A 14,701-nucleotide genomic window follows, 5' to 3' on the forward strand; every position below is an offset into this window, starting at 1 on the left:
ACGGTGCCGAAAATTTGTCCATAATTATGAAGAGACACGGTTCCAAGAAGGAGAAAGAACCCATGAACAATCGGAAACCCCAACGGAAAAATCATACAAAATCTACGTCAAACGCAAGCCATTCCAAACGCAGTCATAAACCTGCCGGAAGATCTGGCTCCCATAGACCGGAAGCTCCACGGAGAACGAATGCTTTTGATAAAGCCCCTGCCAAAACATACATCGTCCAGGAGCCTGCCGAGCTGTTAAGCTTTTTAGTAGAGCATGTGACTGGCATGGGTCGCAACTCCATTAAATCAGCACTGGCTCGTGGGCAGGTATCCGTCAACGGCATTCCGCGTACCGTGCATAATTTTCCACTGGAGCAAGGTCAGACTGTCGCTCTTTCCAAGGAAAAGGTAATTCCCGTCGTACCACTGACTGGGCTACGTATTTTGCATGAGGATGAAGCCATTATCGTTATCCATAAGGATGCCGGGTTGCTGTCCGTGGCTTCAGCGCAGGAGCAGGAAGTAACAGCCTATCGCCAGCTTACGGCCCATGTGAGACGCGAGCATCCGTACAATCGTATTTTTGTACTGCATCGTTTGGATCGTGATACATCAGGAGTGATGATGTTTGCGAAAAGCGAAGCCATACAGCAGGAAATGCAAAAAGCGTGGAAGGAAGTTGTGTATGAACGAACATACATTGCTCTTGTAGAAGGACAGGTTAAAAAAGCTGAGGGTACAATCACCTCATGGCTGAAAGAAAGCAAGACGCTAAAAATGTATTCCAGTCCTTATCCGAATGACGGACAACACGCAGTCACTCATTACAAGCTACTTCAAGCCAATCGGCATTTTTCTTTGCTGGAAGTACGTTTGGAGACCGGACGCAAAAATCAAATCCGCGTACATATGGAGGATATCGGTCATCCCATTGTTGGAGATAAAAAATACGGTTCCAAATCCAAGTCGATTGGGCGCCTTGGCCTACATGCGAGGGTATTGTCTTTTATTCATCCCGTCACCGGGGTATTGCTGCGTTTTGAATCCGACATCCCTAAAACCTTTTTGAATCCGTTCCGGGAGTAGAATTGAGCAAAGCATACGGAGATTAGATAGAAAAATAGAAGAGGAAATGAGGGGGCTGTAGAAGGACAGCACCCTTTTTTGAGTGATTAAGCGGTATACCTCCGAACACCATCAGCCATTTTCATCAACTCATCCCATATATATATGGGCGTATTACACACTGGACAATCTACCCAACCATTTAAATAGGGTAATTGGGCAATCAGCTTGTTCTCTTCAATTTTTTGGGCATATTCGTGCAACCACTGCATATTAGCACCTCTATGGTCCAATGAACGGGGGCGAATCGGTTGGGGAACCAGATTATCTGAATTTACAGGATCCTTATCATAGACAACCAAGGTGTCATTCTGTTCATCAGGCCAAATATAGAGCGGGGTACCGCAATGCGGACAATCCAGCGTATATTCGTCACCAGTATCGAAGCTTTGTAGCATATAAGCTACGCAGCGATAACCCTGAAAAGCGGCACCCGCAGCCAGAACATAGCGTTTACCGACATCTCCTTCGTGTTCTTTCGCATACAGCACCATTTCTTCAGTCAATTCTGCAAGTCGGACAATGGCACACCGATATTGCGCGTAAATATATTCAGCCAGACTAGAATCCACTTTCACCTGATCCCTTGTAAATTCCAAAGGAACTTTGGTATGTAAGGGATTGTTATTCTTCGCTTCGAATATTCCGCAAATGTTATATATATCTGCACGAATCCCTATATCAGAACTTTTTAACGCAATGTCTACAAGGTAAGGTACAGCCGCAAATGTACAAGTATACAACGTATTTTGGTGATACAGCTCCTCCCAATACAAGGTGTCAGCCATTTCGCCATCATATCCGGCTTGGAGCTGCTTCAACATTTCCGGGACGTATTGAGAAGAACCATAAGGGCCTTGGAGCAGAGTCCAGGCCGGATCGGACAAAGCCAGCATCTTGATACTCCTTCCACCGTTTTTCTTACAGTAAAGGATTTTGCAAAAATCCAATAAGCGACTTCCAATGAACAAAGGTATAGAACGAAGTAGTTTAGTTCGTCTATATCTTGCACTTCGGAGCGACTGGAATCGAATTGTGCAAAATCCTGACAGTAACATGGGATCGGTTTGTAAATTAAACTCGCTAACAAATTCATTTTAACTTCATAATTCTCAGCTTCTTACGTTTATTTTATTATACGCATATTATTAGCTGAAGTTGCTTTCTCGATTTATGCAATATACAAAATCACTATTTTTCCGGGTCTATAATCATATTCGGTTAAGCTTTCGGCATTGTGAAGGTGATACACATTAAATTACTGAATTACTAACCTGGTTCTTAAGTTCTACTACGAGTTCTCTGTCAGTTCAGTTCCTTCTTCGTATACATAGTTCATATTATAAGTCCTGTTACTTAAAAATTGCTGAGTAAGAAATAAAGTATATATACATTAAAATTTCCATACATGTAAAAACAAAGCCACTCCCCTGCCTGTTTTTAATTATGCCAAACGGGTAAGACATACTTGTTCAAGCCTTTAATCTAACAGCTACAGAACTGATTTTATGAATCGGTATATGAAAAGGCGTGTTGGGAATATTATGTATGAATACTGCGACTATAAGGGGAAATAGCCTATGACCATAACACCGGAACAGCGGATTACCCTGCACGGATTTAACAACCTGACCAAATCATTGAGCTTCAATATGTACGATATTTGTTACACCAAAACCAAAGAAGAACGCGAGGCGTATATTGAATATATTGATGAACAATATAACTCAGATCGGCTGACAGCTATTTTAAAAAATGTATCTGACATTATCGGCGCCCATGTGCTCAACGTAGCCCAGCAGGATTATGTTCCTCAAGGAGCCAGCGTGACAGTACTTATATCAGAGGGACCCATTGTGGAGGTTCCGACTGAATCTTATGCCGAGTCACCAGGCCCCCTACCTGAATCTGTCGTGATACAGCTGGATAAAAGCCACATTACGGTTCACACCTACCCGGAATATCATCCAGACGAGGGGATCAGTACGTTTCGAGCAGATATTGATGTCTCTACCTGTGGGGAAATCTCCCCGCTCAAGGCACTCCACTATTTGACTCATTCTTTCGACACCGACATTATGACGATTGATTACCGGGTACGCGGCTTCACACGTGATATGAATGGACATAAGCTTTTCATCGACCATGATATCGGCTCCATTCAAAACTATATTCCAGACGAAGTGCGCAGTCAGTATGACATGATCGACGTGAATGTGTATCAGGAAAATATTTTCCATACCAAATGTAAGCTAAAACAATTCGATTTAGACAATTACCTGTTCGGCTACACCAAGGAAAGTCTGACTGAAAAAGAGCAACAAAATATATCAACACGTCTCAAAATTGAAATGGACGAAATTTACTACGGTAAAAATATGACGTAACAGATCGAATGTGTGAAAATAAAGTGAATCATTTCATTGAAAAAAAGGATGATCGCTTGGACTGAAATACAGCCAGGCTTTCGTCCTTTTTTTGATACAAAATAAAAGATATTACTCAACTTAATCTGTACAAGCGAGTGATTGTTCACTATGATAGGGGAAGAAACCACTAATTTGAAATATCAGCATAGATTTTACATCCGCTTCATATTGTAAGCGCAATCAATCGATCCTACGTATGATTTTGTCATGGAAGACAAAGGAGGAATTTGCATGCAAGGCGGTATTGGCGGTAAAAATATCATTTTACGACTGGAAATTTCCACAGAGCACATCCAATTTGGTCAATTGATTACGTTGGTAAACGAACATGGCGGGGATGTAATTGCCATTGACGTCATCCGCACCTCTGAGAAGGTCACTGTGAGAGATATTACAGTCACCATTGCTGATCCAGCAGAAATCGATCAAATGATTGCCCGGATTAAAAAAGCACAAGGTGTTAAGGTATTATCCATCTCTGATCGTACCTTCCTATTACACCTCGGAGGTAAAATTGAAATGCAGCCCAAGGTCCCCATTCAAAACCGCGATGACTTATCCCGGGTATATACCCCCGATGTGGCACGCGTATGTATGGCGATTCACGAGGAACCGGACAAAGCTTTCCGTTTGACAATCAAGCGCAATACGGTCGCCGTCGTCTCTGACGGAAGCGCTGTCCTCGGGCTAGGCAACATCGGTCCCTATGCAGCCATGCCAGTTATGGAAGGCAAAGCTATGCTGTTCAAGCAGCTCGGGTCCGTCGATGCCTTTCCCATCTGTCTGGATACGCAGGACACCGAAGAAATCATTAAGGCCATTAAGCAATTGGCCCCAGCCTTTGGCGGTATTAATCTGGAGGATATTTCATCGCCACGATGCTTTGAGATTGAGCAGCGGTTACGTAACGAGCTGGACATACCTGTTTTTCATGACGATCAGCACGGTACAGCTGTCGTTTTGTACGCAGGGCTGATCAATGCGCTCAAGGTTGTCGGCAAGGCCCTGTCTGACGTCAAAATTGTCGTCTGTGGTATCGGGGCTGCGGGTGTGGCCTGTACGAAAATTTTGCTATCTGCAGGAGCAGTCAATATCATTGGCGTAGATCGTCACGGAGCGCTTACAGCGGATGAAACATACGAGCATCAGATGTGGAACTGGTATGCGCAGCATACCAACCCCGAACGGCTGTCTGGCACGCTGTCCGAGGTTCTGAAGGACGCTGACGTGTTTATCGGACTCTCGGCAGGCGGACTACTGCAACGAGAAGACGTGAAACGTATGAAAGAAGCCCCGGTACTGTTCACTATGGCTAACCCAGTTCCCGAAATTGCGCCAGAGGACGTCGAGGACATTGCGGGTGTCATCGCCACCGGACGTTCGGACTATCCTAACCAAATTAACAATGTGCTTTGTTTCCCAGGCATCTTTCGAGCAGCGCTCGACTGCCGTGCCCGTGAAATCAACGAAGAGATGAAGCTGGCGGCCGCCGAGGCCATCGCAGGCACGATCCGTCCTGAAGAACTAAACAAGCTGTATATAATCCCTGGTGTATTTAACGAGAGTGCGGTTCAACGGGTGCGTGAAAAGGTAATTCAAGCCGCAATTGCGAGTGGTACAGCGAGAAGAGTGCCTCGGGATTTCAGATAAAAGAAAAGGATTGCTCCCCTAAATGCGGGTGCAATCCTTTTTGCTATGGAAAGATCAGACTGCATATCCGTTATCTTCACAGCGGTTATGACCTCCATTTAGAGAACAATTGACTGGCACGCTGGGCAAATTCCTCCAGATTAAAGTTGGAGTTGTCCAGCTTGTAGTACCATTTTTTAATCGTATCCAAAATCCATGAGGGAACTTTAACCTCCGAGATACCAGAATAAAACGTATGATACGCCCACACCAAATGCTCCCAGCGCTTGTCATCGCCTTCCTTCACGTATTCAGATACGTCCAATACCTTGGCACGCCCGTCTTGCATGAGTACATTCTTGAGGTGGATGTCACGGGGGTTCAGCCCCTTGGATCGGACAAATTCTCTCGCCTTTTCCACATCCAGAATGACCTGCTCTGGCACAGGAATTCCTTGCAGCAAACAATCCAGCAGCGTAATACCGGATTCATAACTTATGACAATATACTTGTCGCCTTTTCCGTAATAATGAGGAAAAAAGTCAGACCCTCGCAAACGCTCATATACGTCGGCCTCCGCATCTTTCTTGTCGATCGCCATGTCTGAGTACACCTTGAATGCGTAGCCTGGCAACGTATCCAGCGTAAATACGGCCGCATCTGTCCCGATGCCAATACAGCGGACGTCTTGAGTGGCTGTTTTAATGGTAACCGGATCATTATCCTCTGTACTGTATACGGTCACTTGACTTATGATGTCTTCTGCCTGCCTCCATTGTTCTACCATGCGCGATCCCCTCCTTTTCTGTTCTAAACCATTACCAATGAAATTAGATCTATAACAGATAAATAGTATTACGGGTTAGCTTTGGGAATGGCTTCAAAATAGGTTGATTCTTTTAGAAAAAACGGTATGTGCCGTGTCTAACGAGCGTCCGGCAAAAGCAACCTTCTTAACTCTGCATAGCTTGCTGCTGTTTTATAGATCCCTAGCACGTCAGTTTCCGGGGGAGCGTTCCTGTGATTGAACCAGATCACCTGCCAATTCGCAGCTATAGCTCCCGCCACGTCATTGCGCCAGGAATCCCCAATGTAACAGCAGTGCTCTGCTAACGTTCCTGTCCGTTCGTTCACTACTTCAAAAATGCGCGGATCAGGCTTGGCATAGCCAACGGTTCCAGATACAAAGATATGCTCTGCTGCAACATGATTTTCCAACGCCATAGCCTTGATCTTGCTCATCTGGTGTTCTTCAAGACCGTTGGTAATTAATCCAACTAAAAAGCCAGCCGAGCTCAAATCATTTATTAACGAGGTAGCCCCCTCAAAAGGCTCAATTCGGTACTGACGATCCAAATATTCTTGTTGAACATGTACTGCCTGCTCACGGGTAATTTCTATCCCGAATTCTTGTAAAGCCAGAATGAAACGGCCTTCTCTCATCTCATCCAGTTCATGCGTCCCTGCCTTCCCCTCCAGTAGTCCTCCTTTAGCCGATAGTACATCGCTGTAATAGCGAATACGATGGTAGGCTTTCTCAAAAGGAAAACGCTCACTCAATCCTAATACTGTTCGCAATGCATCGCGTGTAGGGTGCAAATGATCGTACATCGTATCATCTACATCAAAAAAAACAGCCTTCTTTTGCAAGTTCATATACCCACTTCTTTCTGTTAAATCTTCGGATGTCGCTCCTTTTCACCTTGTCCTGATATTATACCCGTTGGCCTGTTACGTTGCACCCTGCCCTTCACATTGCGCATCCTGCAATCACACTTCACGGTTGCTAACATACACTGAAAAGACCGCATTTTCGCAAACTCACTTTACTTCTCTACCGAGCTAATATAGGTATCTTGTCCTGCTTTGCCCGAAAGCGTTTTATTTGACAACACACGGGTAAAAGGTCACATTTTTGAAAAGATTCGTCATACAGGTTTACATTTCGTGTAAAATCACGTACCTTTTAGGGATGAACGCTTTATGGATGTATTGGATAAGGGAGGCAGACACGATGGATTCCGGTTCTAACCTAGCCTATGGATCAGCTACACCTTTGATTGAGGCACTTATAGAATTTGAAAAGGAGCTCGAAGCGAACCGGCATTCTTTGAGTTTTGATTTGGGATTGATTATGGAGCAGGGCCGCGCGCCACGATATATGGCTACACCACCAGATGTTATTCCTTTTGCCCATGCAGGGGTGGACGGAATACATTATGGCTTTTTAACGGATTTTGGTCTTGAAAAGGACCTTTCACAGGCCCCTATCGTATGCGTATCTCCCGTCGATTGGACGGGTGTATGGGTGGTTGCCCGTCATTTGCAGGATTTTTTAAGTGTTGTTTATACAGAGAACAGTTCATTACAACGATACTACGCCAGTGGAGATGACTATTCTGGACATGCAGGTCAGCGACTGCCTCAGGTTGTAGATGAACGTACCGCGTTTGTACGCGAATGCTTCCGGGAACGCTTTGGTATCGAACCGATTCAGGATATGGCTGCCTATATCGATAGTTTGCGTACAGAACGGAAGCACAATGAAGCAGCTCCTACGCTGAACGGCTTGGGCATTCAGGTATCTTCTTCTGCGAAGCATAGCTCTTCTAAGGAGAGTGCCCTCTTGACCGTAACGGAGCCTTTCCTTTGGGAACAACAAGGCGAAGCTGTGCGTGAGTTATTCCACAACGGTTCGCGTGAAGCCAGACTGGCCTTTATTCGAGATGCCCAGACACGGCATCTGTTCACCCATTCTGCCCTTCGTGCTTTTGTAGCTGGACAGCTTAAGTTGATGGGCCTATCTGAGGCCGCAACATATCTGGAAGAGTCCTACTATACCGTTATTCCTGATATGATAGAATCATGACGAATTCCTTGGATTTCCCCTAACCTAACCGCCTCCGAAAAGGCGGCTTTTTGTGCTACAATAAATGAAAATAATAGGGTCGAACGGCCCGGTACGAATGAAAGAGAGCGAGCATGAATAATCATTCCTATCCTACTCCTGAAATCATTGAGGTTTGTCTGTTGGCGGGCAAACTGATGATGCAAAATGGAGCCGAAACCTATCGTGTTGAAGACACGATGTCCCGCATTGCTTCGGCCTATGGCATATCCCAGTCCCATAGCTATGTCACACCAACTGGGATTTTTTTTGCCATTAATGACTCGGAGCCTGCCACGCTCATTCGCATCGTAGAGCGGACCACCGATTTGCACAAGGTGACAGAGGTCAATTCCATTTCACGTAAAATCAGCACAGGTGATTTGTCTCCCCGCGCTGCCGTCAAGGAGCTTTCGGAGATTGAATGTGGTCCCCTCCGTTATTCTAACCGTATACAGCTGATGGCTGCTGCGTTGGCCAGCGGTTGCTTTATGATCATGTTTGGTGGAGTTTGGCGAGATTTCCCCGCAGCTGTGTTATGCGGAGGTATCGGATTTGCAGCCGTACAGTATTTTCACAGACTCGTTAAGGTTAAGTTTTTCTCAGAGTTTTCTGCATCTTTTCTAATCGGTTTGCTGGCGGCTCTATTAACGATAGTAGGCTGGGGACAGATGATGGATAAAATTATTATTGGCTCTGTCATGCCACTGGTTCCAGGCTTGTTAATTACAAATGCCATCCGTGATTTAATGTCCGGGCACCTTGTTTCGGGTCTTTCCAAGGGAGCCGATGCTTGCCTGACGTCTTTCGGCATTGGAGCTGGCGTTGCGGTGATCATTTCTTATATGTGATTCGGAGGAGATTCAAGTCTATGCTTGCACAATTATTCACAAGCTTTATTGCCACCGCTGCATTCGGCATACTTTTCCATGCCCCCCGGCGCTCGCTGCTGCAATGCGGTTTCGTCGGTATGCTAGGCTGGCTGGTCTATTATTCAACTACGGACAGCATGGGACCTGTGAGCGCCAGCCTTTTGGCAACGATCCTCATCGGCATCGTCAGTCAAGGCTTTGCGCGGCTGTACAAAATGCCTGTGATTATTTTCAGTGTCGCAGGCATGATTCCGCTCGTTCCAGGGGGAATGGCCTATAATGCCATGCGCCAGTTCGTACAACAACATTATCCGCAGGCACTGGAGCTGGCGATGAGCACGCTGATGATCGCAGGAGCGATTGCTGTCGGTTTGGTGCTGTCAGAGGTACTTAATCAGATTTTTCACAGTATACGTTTTAAACCACAGCGCTAAAAGCGATGAAAATAGAAAAGTTAAAGAGGCTGCTCCCACAATCACGTACATCTGCAGTGTATGAGACGATTTTGGAAACAGCCTTTTTCTGTACACGTTACAAAGAATATTTATATGTCATAAGCTTATTCATCCACTCGCTTACCCAATATCGCCAAATCTCGCTCTATGCTGTCCAGCACAGCTACACGCGGATAGTACCCCCATTGCTCAAAACCAAACTTCCGTAGCAGCCCAATACTTGGCTCATTATGACCAAAAACAAATCCCAACAACGTGGTAATCCCCAGTCTCGGACATTCATTTAGCAAGTGCTGCACCAGTCGACTTCCTGTTCCGGTTCCACGAGAATCCTCATGGACGTATATGCTAATTTCTGCTGTACCGTTATAAGCTGGACGCCCATAAAAGGACTGAAGACTGGCCCATCCGGCAATTGTACCCTTTTGTTTTAAAACCCACAAAGGCCGGTGGTTTTCCTGATGAGCCTCAAACCATGGAATTCGACTTTCCACTGTCACCGGTTCCAGATCTGCCGTGACCATTCGTCCTGCGATCGTAGAATTATAAATGTCCACAATATCGGGAAGATCCTCTTTGCATGCAAATTCAATGGAAAAAGATTGGTCGTTATTCATTATTCGTATCCGCCTCCTATTGTGTGATTTATTTATTGTACAAGACAAGCGCCCGATCAGCCATATCGAGTTGTTTTGCGGATTAGTCCCAAAGGGTTTTATAATAGAGCTTGAAGAAAAACAAAAACGGAGTAAGCGATTTAACATGACGAGACGGGAGGTATGTTTCGGAGTCAAGGATTCTGAAGCAGCTTAATATGAATATTGGAACTCAACTCTTGATTTTGGAAATACCTATGGAATCTTTTTTTGGAAAAACAACCATTTATCCTGTACTACTCAAGGACGAGGATGGACTTACACTGATTGACACGGGAATGCTCGGCCAATTGGAGCCATTACGCAAGGCTATTTCAGATGTGGGTGAGGATATCAGCCGCCTGAAAAGAATTATTTTAACACATCAAGATATTGACCATATCGGAAATGTTCATGCACTGCTGGACTTGCTGCCGAATACTGCCCTGTTAGCCCATAAGGATGACGTCCCTTATATGACAGGAGAGCGACCATTTGTGAAGCTAACGCCGGAACGGATTAATCAGTTGGATACTACGCTCAAGCAACAAGCAGAGGATCTGATTCGCCGCCTGCCAGATTTGCGCTTTGCTCATATTCTTGAGGATGGTGAGCATCTACCCTATGGTGGAGGAATACAGATTATACATACACCCGGCCACACGCCCGGGCATATCAGCTTGTATGTGCCCGCACAAAAGCTGCTGTTGGCAGCAGATGAACTGCTGGTAGTCGAAGGTGAACTGGTCGGTCCCGCTGAGTCGGCTACGCCGGATATGCCACTGGCCCTAAAGAGCCTCGATAAACTGACTGTATTGGATGTTGATAAGGTACTCTGCTACCATGGTGGTTACTATGATCAGAATGTACAGGCACGTCTGCAAACATTAAGTCAGGAAAGAGAATAAGTCATTCCATGCTATAAATAATGATGTATGAAGAGCTATAATGAATAAATAGGCAGAAAGGAATGAGACTTTATGAATGAGAAAATAACCCGACTGTATGATGAACTGAAGTCACAGTCTTGGGACGGCCTGCTTGTGACCGATCCTAAACATATTTACTACCTGACGGGCTTTGCCAGTGATCCGCATGAGCGTTTTCTTGGTCTGGTGTTGCTTCGGGACCAAGAACCAGAACTGATCGTACCCGCCCTGGATGCAGAAGCCGCCCAAGCTGCTTCTTCTGTGACTCGTATATCCACCCACACCGATACGGACAATCCATATGATCTGCTTCGTCAACGCACAGGCACCGGTGTGAAAGCATTCGCACTGGAAAAGGAGCACGTCTCCGTCCTCCGTTACGAACAGCTACATACTGCCATTGGCGCGGCTCAATATGTGGACCTGGGTCCAGTGCTTCAAGAAATGCGTGTGAGAAAAACTCCTGAGGAAGTACAACGTCTGAAACATGCAGCTCGTTTGGTGGAAGATGCCCTTCGTCACGGTCTCACCCATGTGCGTGAAGGGGTGACGGAAGTCGAGCTGGTGGCCGAAATCGAATACCAGATGAAAAAAATCGGTGCAGATGGCCCGTCTTTTGACACAACAGTGCTGTCTGGACCCAAAACAGCCTTGCCTCATGGTGTTCCGGGTACCCGCAAGCTGCAACACGGCGATCTGCTCATGTTTGATATGGGCGTATATTCCGATGGCTATGCTTCGGATATTACGCGTACTTTTGCTTTTGGAAAGCTATCGACTGAGCTCGAAACAATTTATAATACGGTTCTTCGCTCGAACGAAGCAGGAATTGCCGCCATTCGCCCGGGAGTTTCCTGCGCATCCGTAGATCAGGCAGCACGGGCTGTTGTTGAATCCGCTGGATATGGCCCTGCCTTTAACCATCGAGTTGGACACGGCCTTGGCATGAGTGTTCACGAATATCCATCTGTACACGGAGGCAATAGCGATCTGCTTCATGAAGGCTTCGTGTTCACAATCGAACCCGGCATCTATGTGCCAGGCCTCGGCGGTGTGCGGATTGAAGATGACGTTCTGGTCACCTCTGATGGTGTTGAAGTGCTTACCTCTTTTCCAAAAGAACTGACAGTGCTCGGATAAATCCATTTGCTATTCATTATATAAAAAGTATGAAAAAAGGAGGGGTAACCCCAAGCCATCATGGCTTTAGGGTTTGCCCCTCCTCTTCTATAAAGCTGAAATTGCGTGCAATGTACAAAATGGGTGTACCCGCCGCAGTCAATACAAATTTTAAGATGTAGGTGGTGAATAATATCTCGATCCATATCCCCCACGCATAACCGTAAAAGGCAATAGTACAGAAAATGAGCGTATCTATAAACGAGCTGATCATCGTGCTGCCATTGCCGCGAATCCAGAGCTGATGACGTTCCGGGAAAAACTTGCGAATCCAGGCGTACAGACGCACGTCCAGCAATTGACTGACTGCATAGGCTGTCAAGCTGGCAAGCGCAAGCCTTGGCAACAATCCAAACAGCTGTTGCATCGGGGTCTGGGCAAAATCCGTTGCAGTTGGCTCGAATTGCAGCACCATTTGCATCGTGACCGTCGTCATAATCAGAGTGAAAAAGCCGAACCACACAGCTTTACGCGCCTCTTTAGGCCCATATTTTTCATTCAGCAAGTCGCTGGCCATATACATAGAAACATACATCGTATTTCCCAATGTCGTGGTAATGCCGACCAGATCAATCGTTTTGGTTACCTGAATGTTAGCTAGTACAGTAGCAACACCAATCCAGGCGTACAGCCCTTTTTTACCGAACAACCGAAAACATAACAAAAAGAACATAAAATTGACGAGGACAAAAGCTGCCCCCCATAAAAGATTAAACATAAAATCCTCCTAGTTTTGATAGCGCGGGATGGTTGCGAACCGCGGTTCATCCGAAGCAAGCCGGAAAAACATTATTTTAATGTATCATAGATTAGGATTCGTGAACAGCTATAATTCACACTGTCCTAAGCCTAATATAAAGAGCCGACCTTAAGGTCGACTCTAAGTATTGAGGTGCACAGTGCATGTGTTACATATGCGATAGATGCGATATGAGACTGTAGTTTACACCATCTTGTCTATCTTTTACTTAAGAGTGCGCCGTTGCATCCAAATCCATACCTTGATTGTTGAACACGTCTTGATCGTTCTCTTTGAGCACCTTGCCTGAAATGAGACCTGCGGTAATAGAATCATTGACATTTAACGCTGTGCGACCCATATCAATCAACGGTTCGACTGAGATGAGCAATCCTGCCAATGCCACTGGAAGATTCATGGTGGAAAGCACGATCAGGGAAGCGAAAGTGGCACCACCGCCTACACCCGCCACGCCGAACGAGCTGACCGTAACGACTAGAATAAGCGTGAGGATAAAATCCCAGCTCGTTGGATCAATACCCACGGTTGGAGCAATCATAACCGCCAGCATCGCCGGATAAATACCAGCACAGCCGTTTTGTCCAATAGTCGCTCCCAAGGTCGCAGACAGATTCGCGATGCCATCGGACACACCAAGTTTTTTCGTTTGCGTTTCAACATTTAACGGAATGGTCGCCGCACTGGAACGAGAAGTAAAAGCAAAAACCAGTGTAGGCAATACCTTTTTCACATACGTCACCGGATTATAGCCGAACAAGGCCAGCAAAATAAGATGAATGATAAACATGACCAACAAAGCCACATAAGAAGCGAGCACAAACTTGATTAGCTTCAAAATTTCATCTGGATTGGTCGTAGCTACTACTTTAGTGATCAGTGCTAAAATACCGTAAGGTGTCAATCTCAGCACCTGCGTTACAATCCGCATCACTACAGCGTACACTGCATCGATCACTTTACGGAAGGTTTGCGCCTGTTCCGGTTTTTTACGATCCAATCCGAGCACAGCCACCCCGATAAAAGCCGAGAAAATAACCACCGCCAGCGTCGACGTACGACGTGCTCCCGTCATATCCTCAAAAGGATTTGAAGGAATAAATTCCAGCACCTGCTGTGGAATGGTCATGTCCTGAACTGTTCCAAGGCGCTCTTCCATCTTCAAGCCCTGTGCTTGTTCCTTTTCTCCACCTTGAATCTCAATGGCCTTTAAATCAAATGACAGACTGGTTACAATACTCACTGAAGCAGCAATTGCCGTTGTAATCAGTAGTACTGCAATAATGGACACGCTGATTTTGCCAAGGTTCTGTCTTCCCTTCAAATTCATAATAGCCGAAATAATCGACACCATGATAAGCGGAATAACGACCATTTGCAGCAAACGGACATAACCATTACCTGCGAGGTTGAACCAATCAACTGATTTTGTAATGACCTCTGAGCCTGCCCCATAGGCATATTGTAGAATAGCCCCGTAGATCAGTCCGAAGCCAAGTGCGGCAAATACCCTTTTTGTAAAGGAGATGTGCTTTTTCTGCATCCAGACCAACACGCCGAGCAGTGCAAGCAGCACGATGACATTCAAAATAATAAAGAAGGTATCCATATATCATTTCCTCCAAACTTAAACGTAAGATGTTTTCTAAAGTGACCCTTCAATCCGAAGATTACTATATCACAAAGCCAACTATTTTTGTAGGTTTTATTGAAATAAAAATAATAAATCTGCTCCAGCCTTAGATTTATCAAAATGACAAACAGCAAGCCTTCGTAAGATGAAGGCTTGCTGTTTTTTTGTCCTGAACAGAACG

The 14,701-nt window shown here is 45.6% G+C and carries 14 protein-coding genes; 8 read left to right on the top strand and 6 right to left on the bottom strand.

The genetic code is table 11. From position 1 onward, the window contains the following. Positions 1 to 62: 62 nt before the first annotated feature. The gene (locus tag ACEN8J_RS15335) at positions 63 to 1,076 is read left to right on the top strand and encodes an RluA family pseudouridine synthase (protein WP_069012016.1); all 1,014 of its coding nucleotides are present in this window, start codon (positions 63 to 65) and stop codon (positions 1,074 to 1,076) included. A gap of 86 nt (positions 1,077 to 1,162) precedes the next feature. Here ACEN8J_RS15335 and ACEN8J_RS15340 read toward each other — a convergent pair whose 3' ends face one another. Continuing rightward, positions 1,163 to 2,011 (bottom strand): hypothetical protein, encoded by an 849-nt coding sequence (locus ACEN8J_RS15340; RefSeq protein ID WP_029516410.1) that lies wholly within the window; start codon positions 2,009 to 2,011, stop codon positions 1,163 to 1,165. A 684-nt stretch (positions 2,012 to 2,695) separates the two neighbouring features. Here ACEN8J_RS15340 and speD point away from each other — a divergent pair. Both speD and ACEN8J_RS15350 read left to right on the top strand, forming a co-directional pair. Next, entirely contained in the window at positions 2,696 to 3,502 is an 807-nt protein-coding gene (gene speD, locus ACEN8J_RS15345) for an adenosylmethionine decarboxylase (protein ID WP_029516409.1), read from the top strand. 273 nt (positions 3,503 to 3,775) lie between these two features. After that, positions 3,776 to 5,194 carry an NAD-dependent malic enzyme gene (locus ACEN8J_RS15350; RefSeq protein WP_029516408.1) on the top strand — a complete coding sequence of 473 codons (1,419 nt, stop codon included), beginning with the start codon at positions 3,776 to 3,778 and terminating at the stop codon, positions 5,192 to 5,194. 85 nt (positions 5,195 to 5,279) lie between these two features. On the opposite strand, the gene ACEN8J_RS15355 is transcribed toward ACEN8J_RS15350, so the two are convergent. Both ACEN8J_RS15355 and ACEN8J_RS15360 read right to left on the bottom strand, forming a co-directional pair. After that, positions 5,280 to 5,960 carry a serine/threonine-protein kinase gene (locus ACEN8J_RS15355; RefSeq protein WP_029516407.1) on the bottom strand — a complete coding sequence of 227 codons (681 nt, stop codon included), beginning with the start codon at positions 5,958 to 5,960 and terminating at the stop codon, positions 5,280 to 5,282. A 137-nt stretch (positions 5,961 to 6,097) separates the two neighbouring features. After that, positions 6,098 to 6,829, bottom strand: a complete 732-nt coding sequence (locus ACEN8J_RS15360; RefSeq protein ID WP_029516406.1) for an HAD family hydrolase — start codon at positions 6,827 to 6,829, stop codon at positions 6,098 to 6,100. A gap of 358 nt (positions 6,830 to 7,187) precedes the next feature. On the opposite strand from ACEN8J_RS15360, the gene ACEN8J_RS15365 reads away from it, so the two are divergent. From ACEN8J_RS15365 to ACEN8J_RS15375, 3 genes are all read left to right on the top strand, one after another. After that, a complete protein-coding gene (locus ACEN8J_RS15365; protein WP_029516405.1) occupies positions 7,188 to 8,042 on the top strand; it encodes a hypothetical protein in 855 nt (284 codons plus the stop codon). Positions 8,043 to 8,155: 113 nt separating this feature from the next. Next, a complete protein-coding gene (locus ACEN8J_RS15370) occupies positions 8,156 to 8,911 on the top strand; it encodes a threonine/serine exporter family protein (protein ID WP_029516404.1) in 756 nt (251 codons plus the stop codon). 20 nt (positions 8,912 to 8,931) lie between these two features. Then, the gene (locus ACEN8J_RS15375; RefSeq protein WP_013309318.1) at positions 8,932 to 9,366 is read left to right on the top strand and encodes a threonine/serine exporter family protein; all 435 of its coding nucleotides are present in this window, start codon (positions 8,932 to 8,934) and stop codon (positions 9,364 to 9,366) included. 125 nt (positions 9,367 to 9,491) lie between these two features. Here the strand turns inward: ACEN8J_RS15375 and ACEN8J_RS15380 are convergent, their stop codons facing one another. Next, complete coding sequence (locus ACEN8J_RS15380) at positions 9,492 to 10,004, bottom strand: GNAT family N-acetyltransferase (protein WP_069012554.1); 513 nt, start codon at positions 10,002 to 10,004, stop codon at positions 9,492 to 9,494. A 197-nt stretch (positions 10,005 to 10,201) separates the two neighbouring features. Here ACEN8J_RS15380 and ACEN8J_RS15385 point away from each other — a divergent pair, with 197 nt between their 5' ends. After that, complete coding sequence (locus ACEN8J_RS15385; RefSeq protein WP_069012553.1) at positions 10,202 to 10,930, top strand: MBL fold metallo-hydrolase; 729 nt, start codon at positions 10,202 to 10,204, stop codon at positions 10,928 to 10,930. A gap of 72 nt (positions 10,931 to 11,002) precedes the next feature. After that, positions 11,003 to 12,091: a M24 family metallopeptidase gene (locus ACEN8J_RS15390; protein WP_069012552.1), complete on the top strand. Its 1,089-nt coding sequence runs from the start codon at positions 11,003 to 11,005 to the stop codon at positions 12,089 to 12,091. A gap of 58 nt (positions 12,092 to 12,149) precedes the next feature. Here ACEN8J_RS15390 and ACEN8J_RS15395 read toward each other — a convergent pair whose 3' ends face one another. Continuing rightward, complete coding sequence (locus ACEN8J_RS15395; protein ID WP_165144939.1) at positions 12,150 to 12,848, bottom strand: queuosine precursor transporter; 699 nt, start codon at positions 12,846 to 12,848, stop codon at positions 12,150 to 12,152. Positions 12,849 to 13,098: 250 nt separating this feature from the next. Next, positions 13,099 to 14,496 (bottom strand): L-cystine transporter, encoded by a 1,398-nt coding sequence (locus tag ACEN8J_RS15400; protein WP_495593655.1) that lies wholly within the window; start codon positions 14,494 to 14,496, stop codon positions 13,099 to 13,101. Between the last annotated feature and the right edge of the window lie 205 nt (positions 14,497 to 14,701).

This window comes from Paenibacillus sp. Paensp38 (genome assembly GCF_059491915.1).

Bases quoted from the DNA above. Each gene is read 5' to 3' on its own strand.
- ACEN8J_RS15380 (WP_069012554.1), bottom strand. From the start codon at position 10,004: ATGAATAACGACCAATCTTTTTCCATTGAATTTGCATGCAAAGAGGAT.
- ACEN8J_RS15395 (WP_165144939.1), bottom strand. From the start codon at position 12,848: ATGTTTAATCTTTTATGGGGGGCAGCTTTTGTCCTCGTCAATTTTATG.
- ACEN8J_RS15400 (WP_495593655.1), bottom strand. From the start codon at position 14,496: ATGGATACCTTCTTTATTATTTTGAATGTCATCGTGCTGCTTGCACTG.
- ACEN8J_RS15365 (WP_029516405.1), top strand. From the start codon at position 7,188: ATGGATTCCGGTTCTAACCTAGCCTATGGATCAGCTACACCTTTGATT.
- ACEN8J_RS15335 (WP_069012016.1), top strand. From the start codon at position 63: ATGAACAATCGGAAACCCCAACGGAAAAATCATACAAAATCTACGTCA.
- ACEN8J_RS15385 (WP_069012553.1), top strand. From the start codon at position 10,202: ATGAATATTGGAACTCAACTCTTGATTTTGGAAATACCTATGGAATCT.
- ACEN8J_RS15350 (WP_029516408.1), top strand. From the start codon at position 3,776: ATGCAAGGCGGTATTGGCGGTAAAAATATCATTTTACGACTGGAAATT.
- ACEN8J_RS15375 (WP_013309318.1), top strand. From the start codon at position 8,932: ATGCTTGCACAATTATTCACAAGCTTTATTGCCACCGCTGCATTCGGC.
- ACEN8J_RS15340 (WP_029516410.1), bottom strand. From the start codon at position 2,011: ATGCTGGCTTTGTCCGATCCGGCCTGGACTCTGCTCCAAGGCCCTTAT.
- ACEN8J_RS15360 (WP_029516406.1), bottom strand. From the start codon at position 6,829: ATGAACTTGCAAAAGAAGGCTGTTTTTTTTGATGTAGATGATACGATG.
- ACEN8J_RS15370 (WP_029516404.1), top strand. From the start codon at position 8,156: ATGAATAATCATTCCTATCCTACTCCTGAAATCATTGAGGTTTGTCTG.
- speD (WP_029516409.1), top strand. From the start codon at position 2,696: ATGACCATAACACCGGAACAGCGGATTACCCTGCACGGATTTAACAAC.
- ACEN8J_RS15355 (WP_029516407.1), bottom strand. From the start codon at position 5,960: ATGGTAGAACAATGGAGGCAGGCAGAAGACATCATAAGTCAAGTGACC.
- ACEN8J_RS15390 (WP_069012552.1), top strand. From the start codon at position 11,003: ATGAATGAGAAAATAACCCGACTGTATGATGAACTGAAGTCACAGTCT.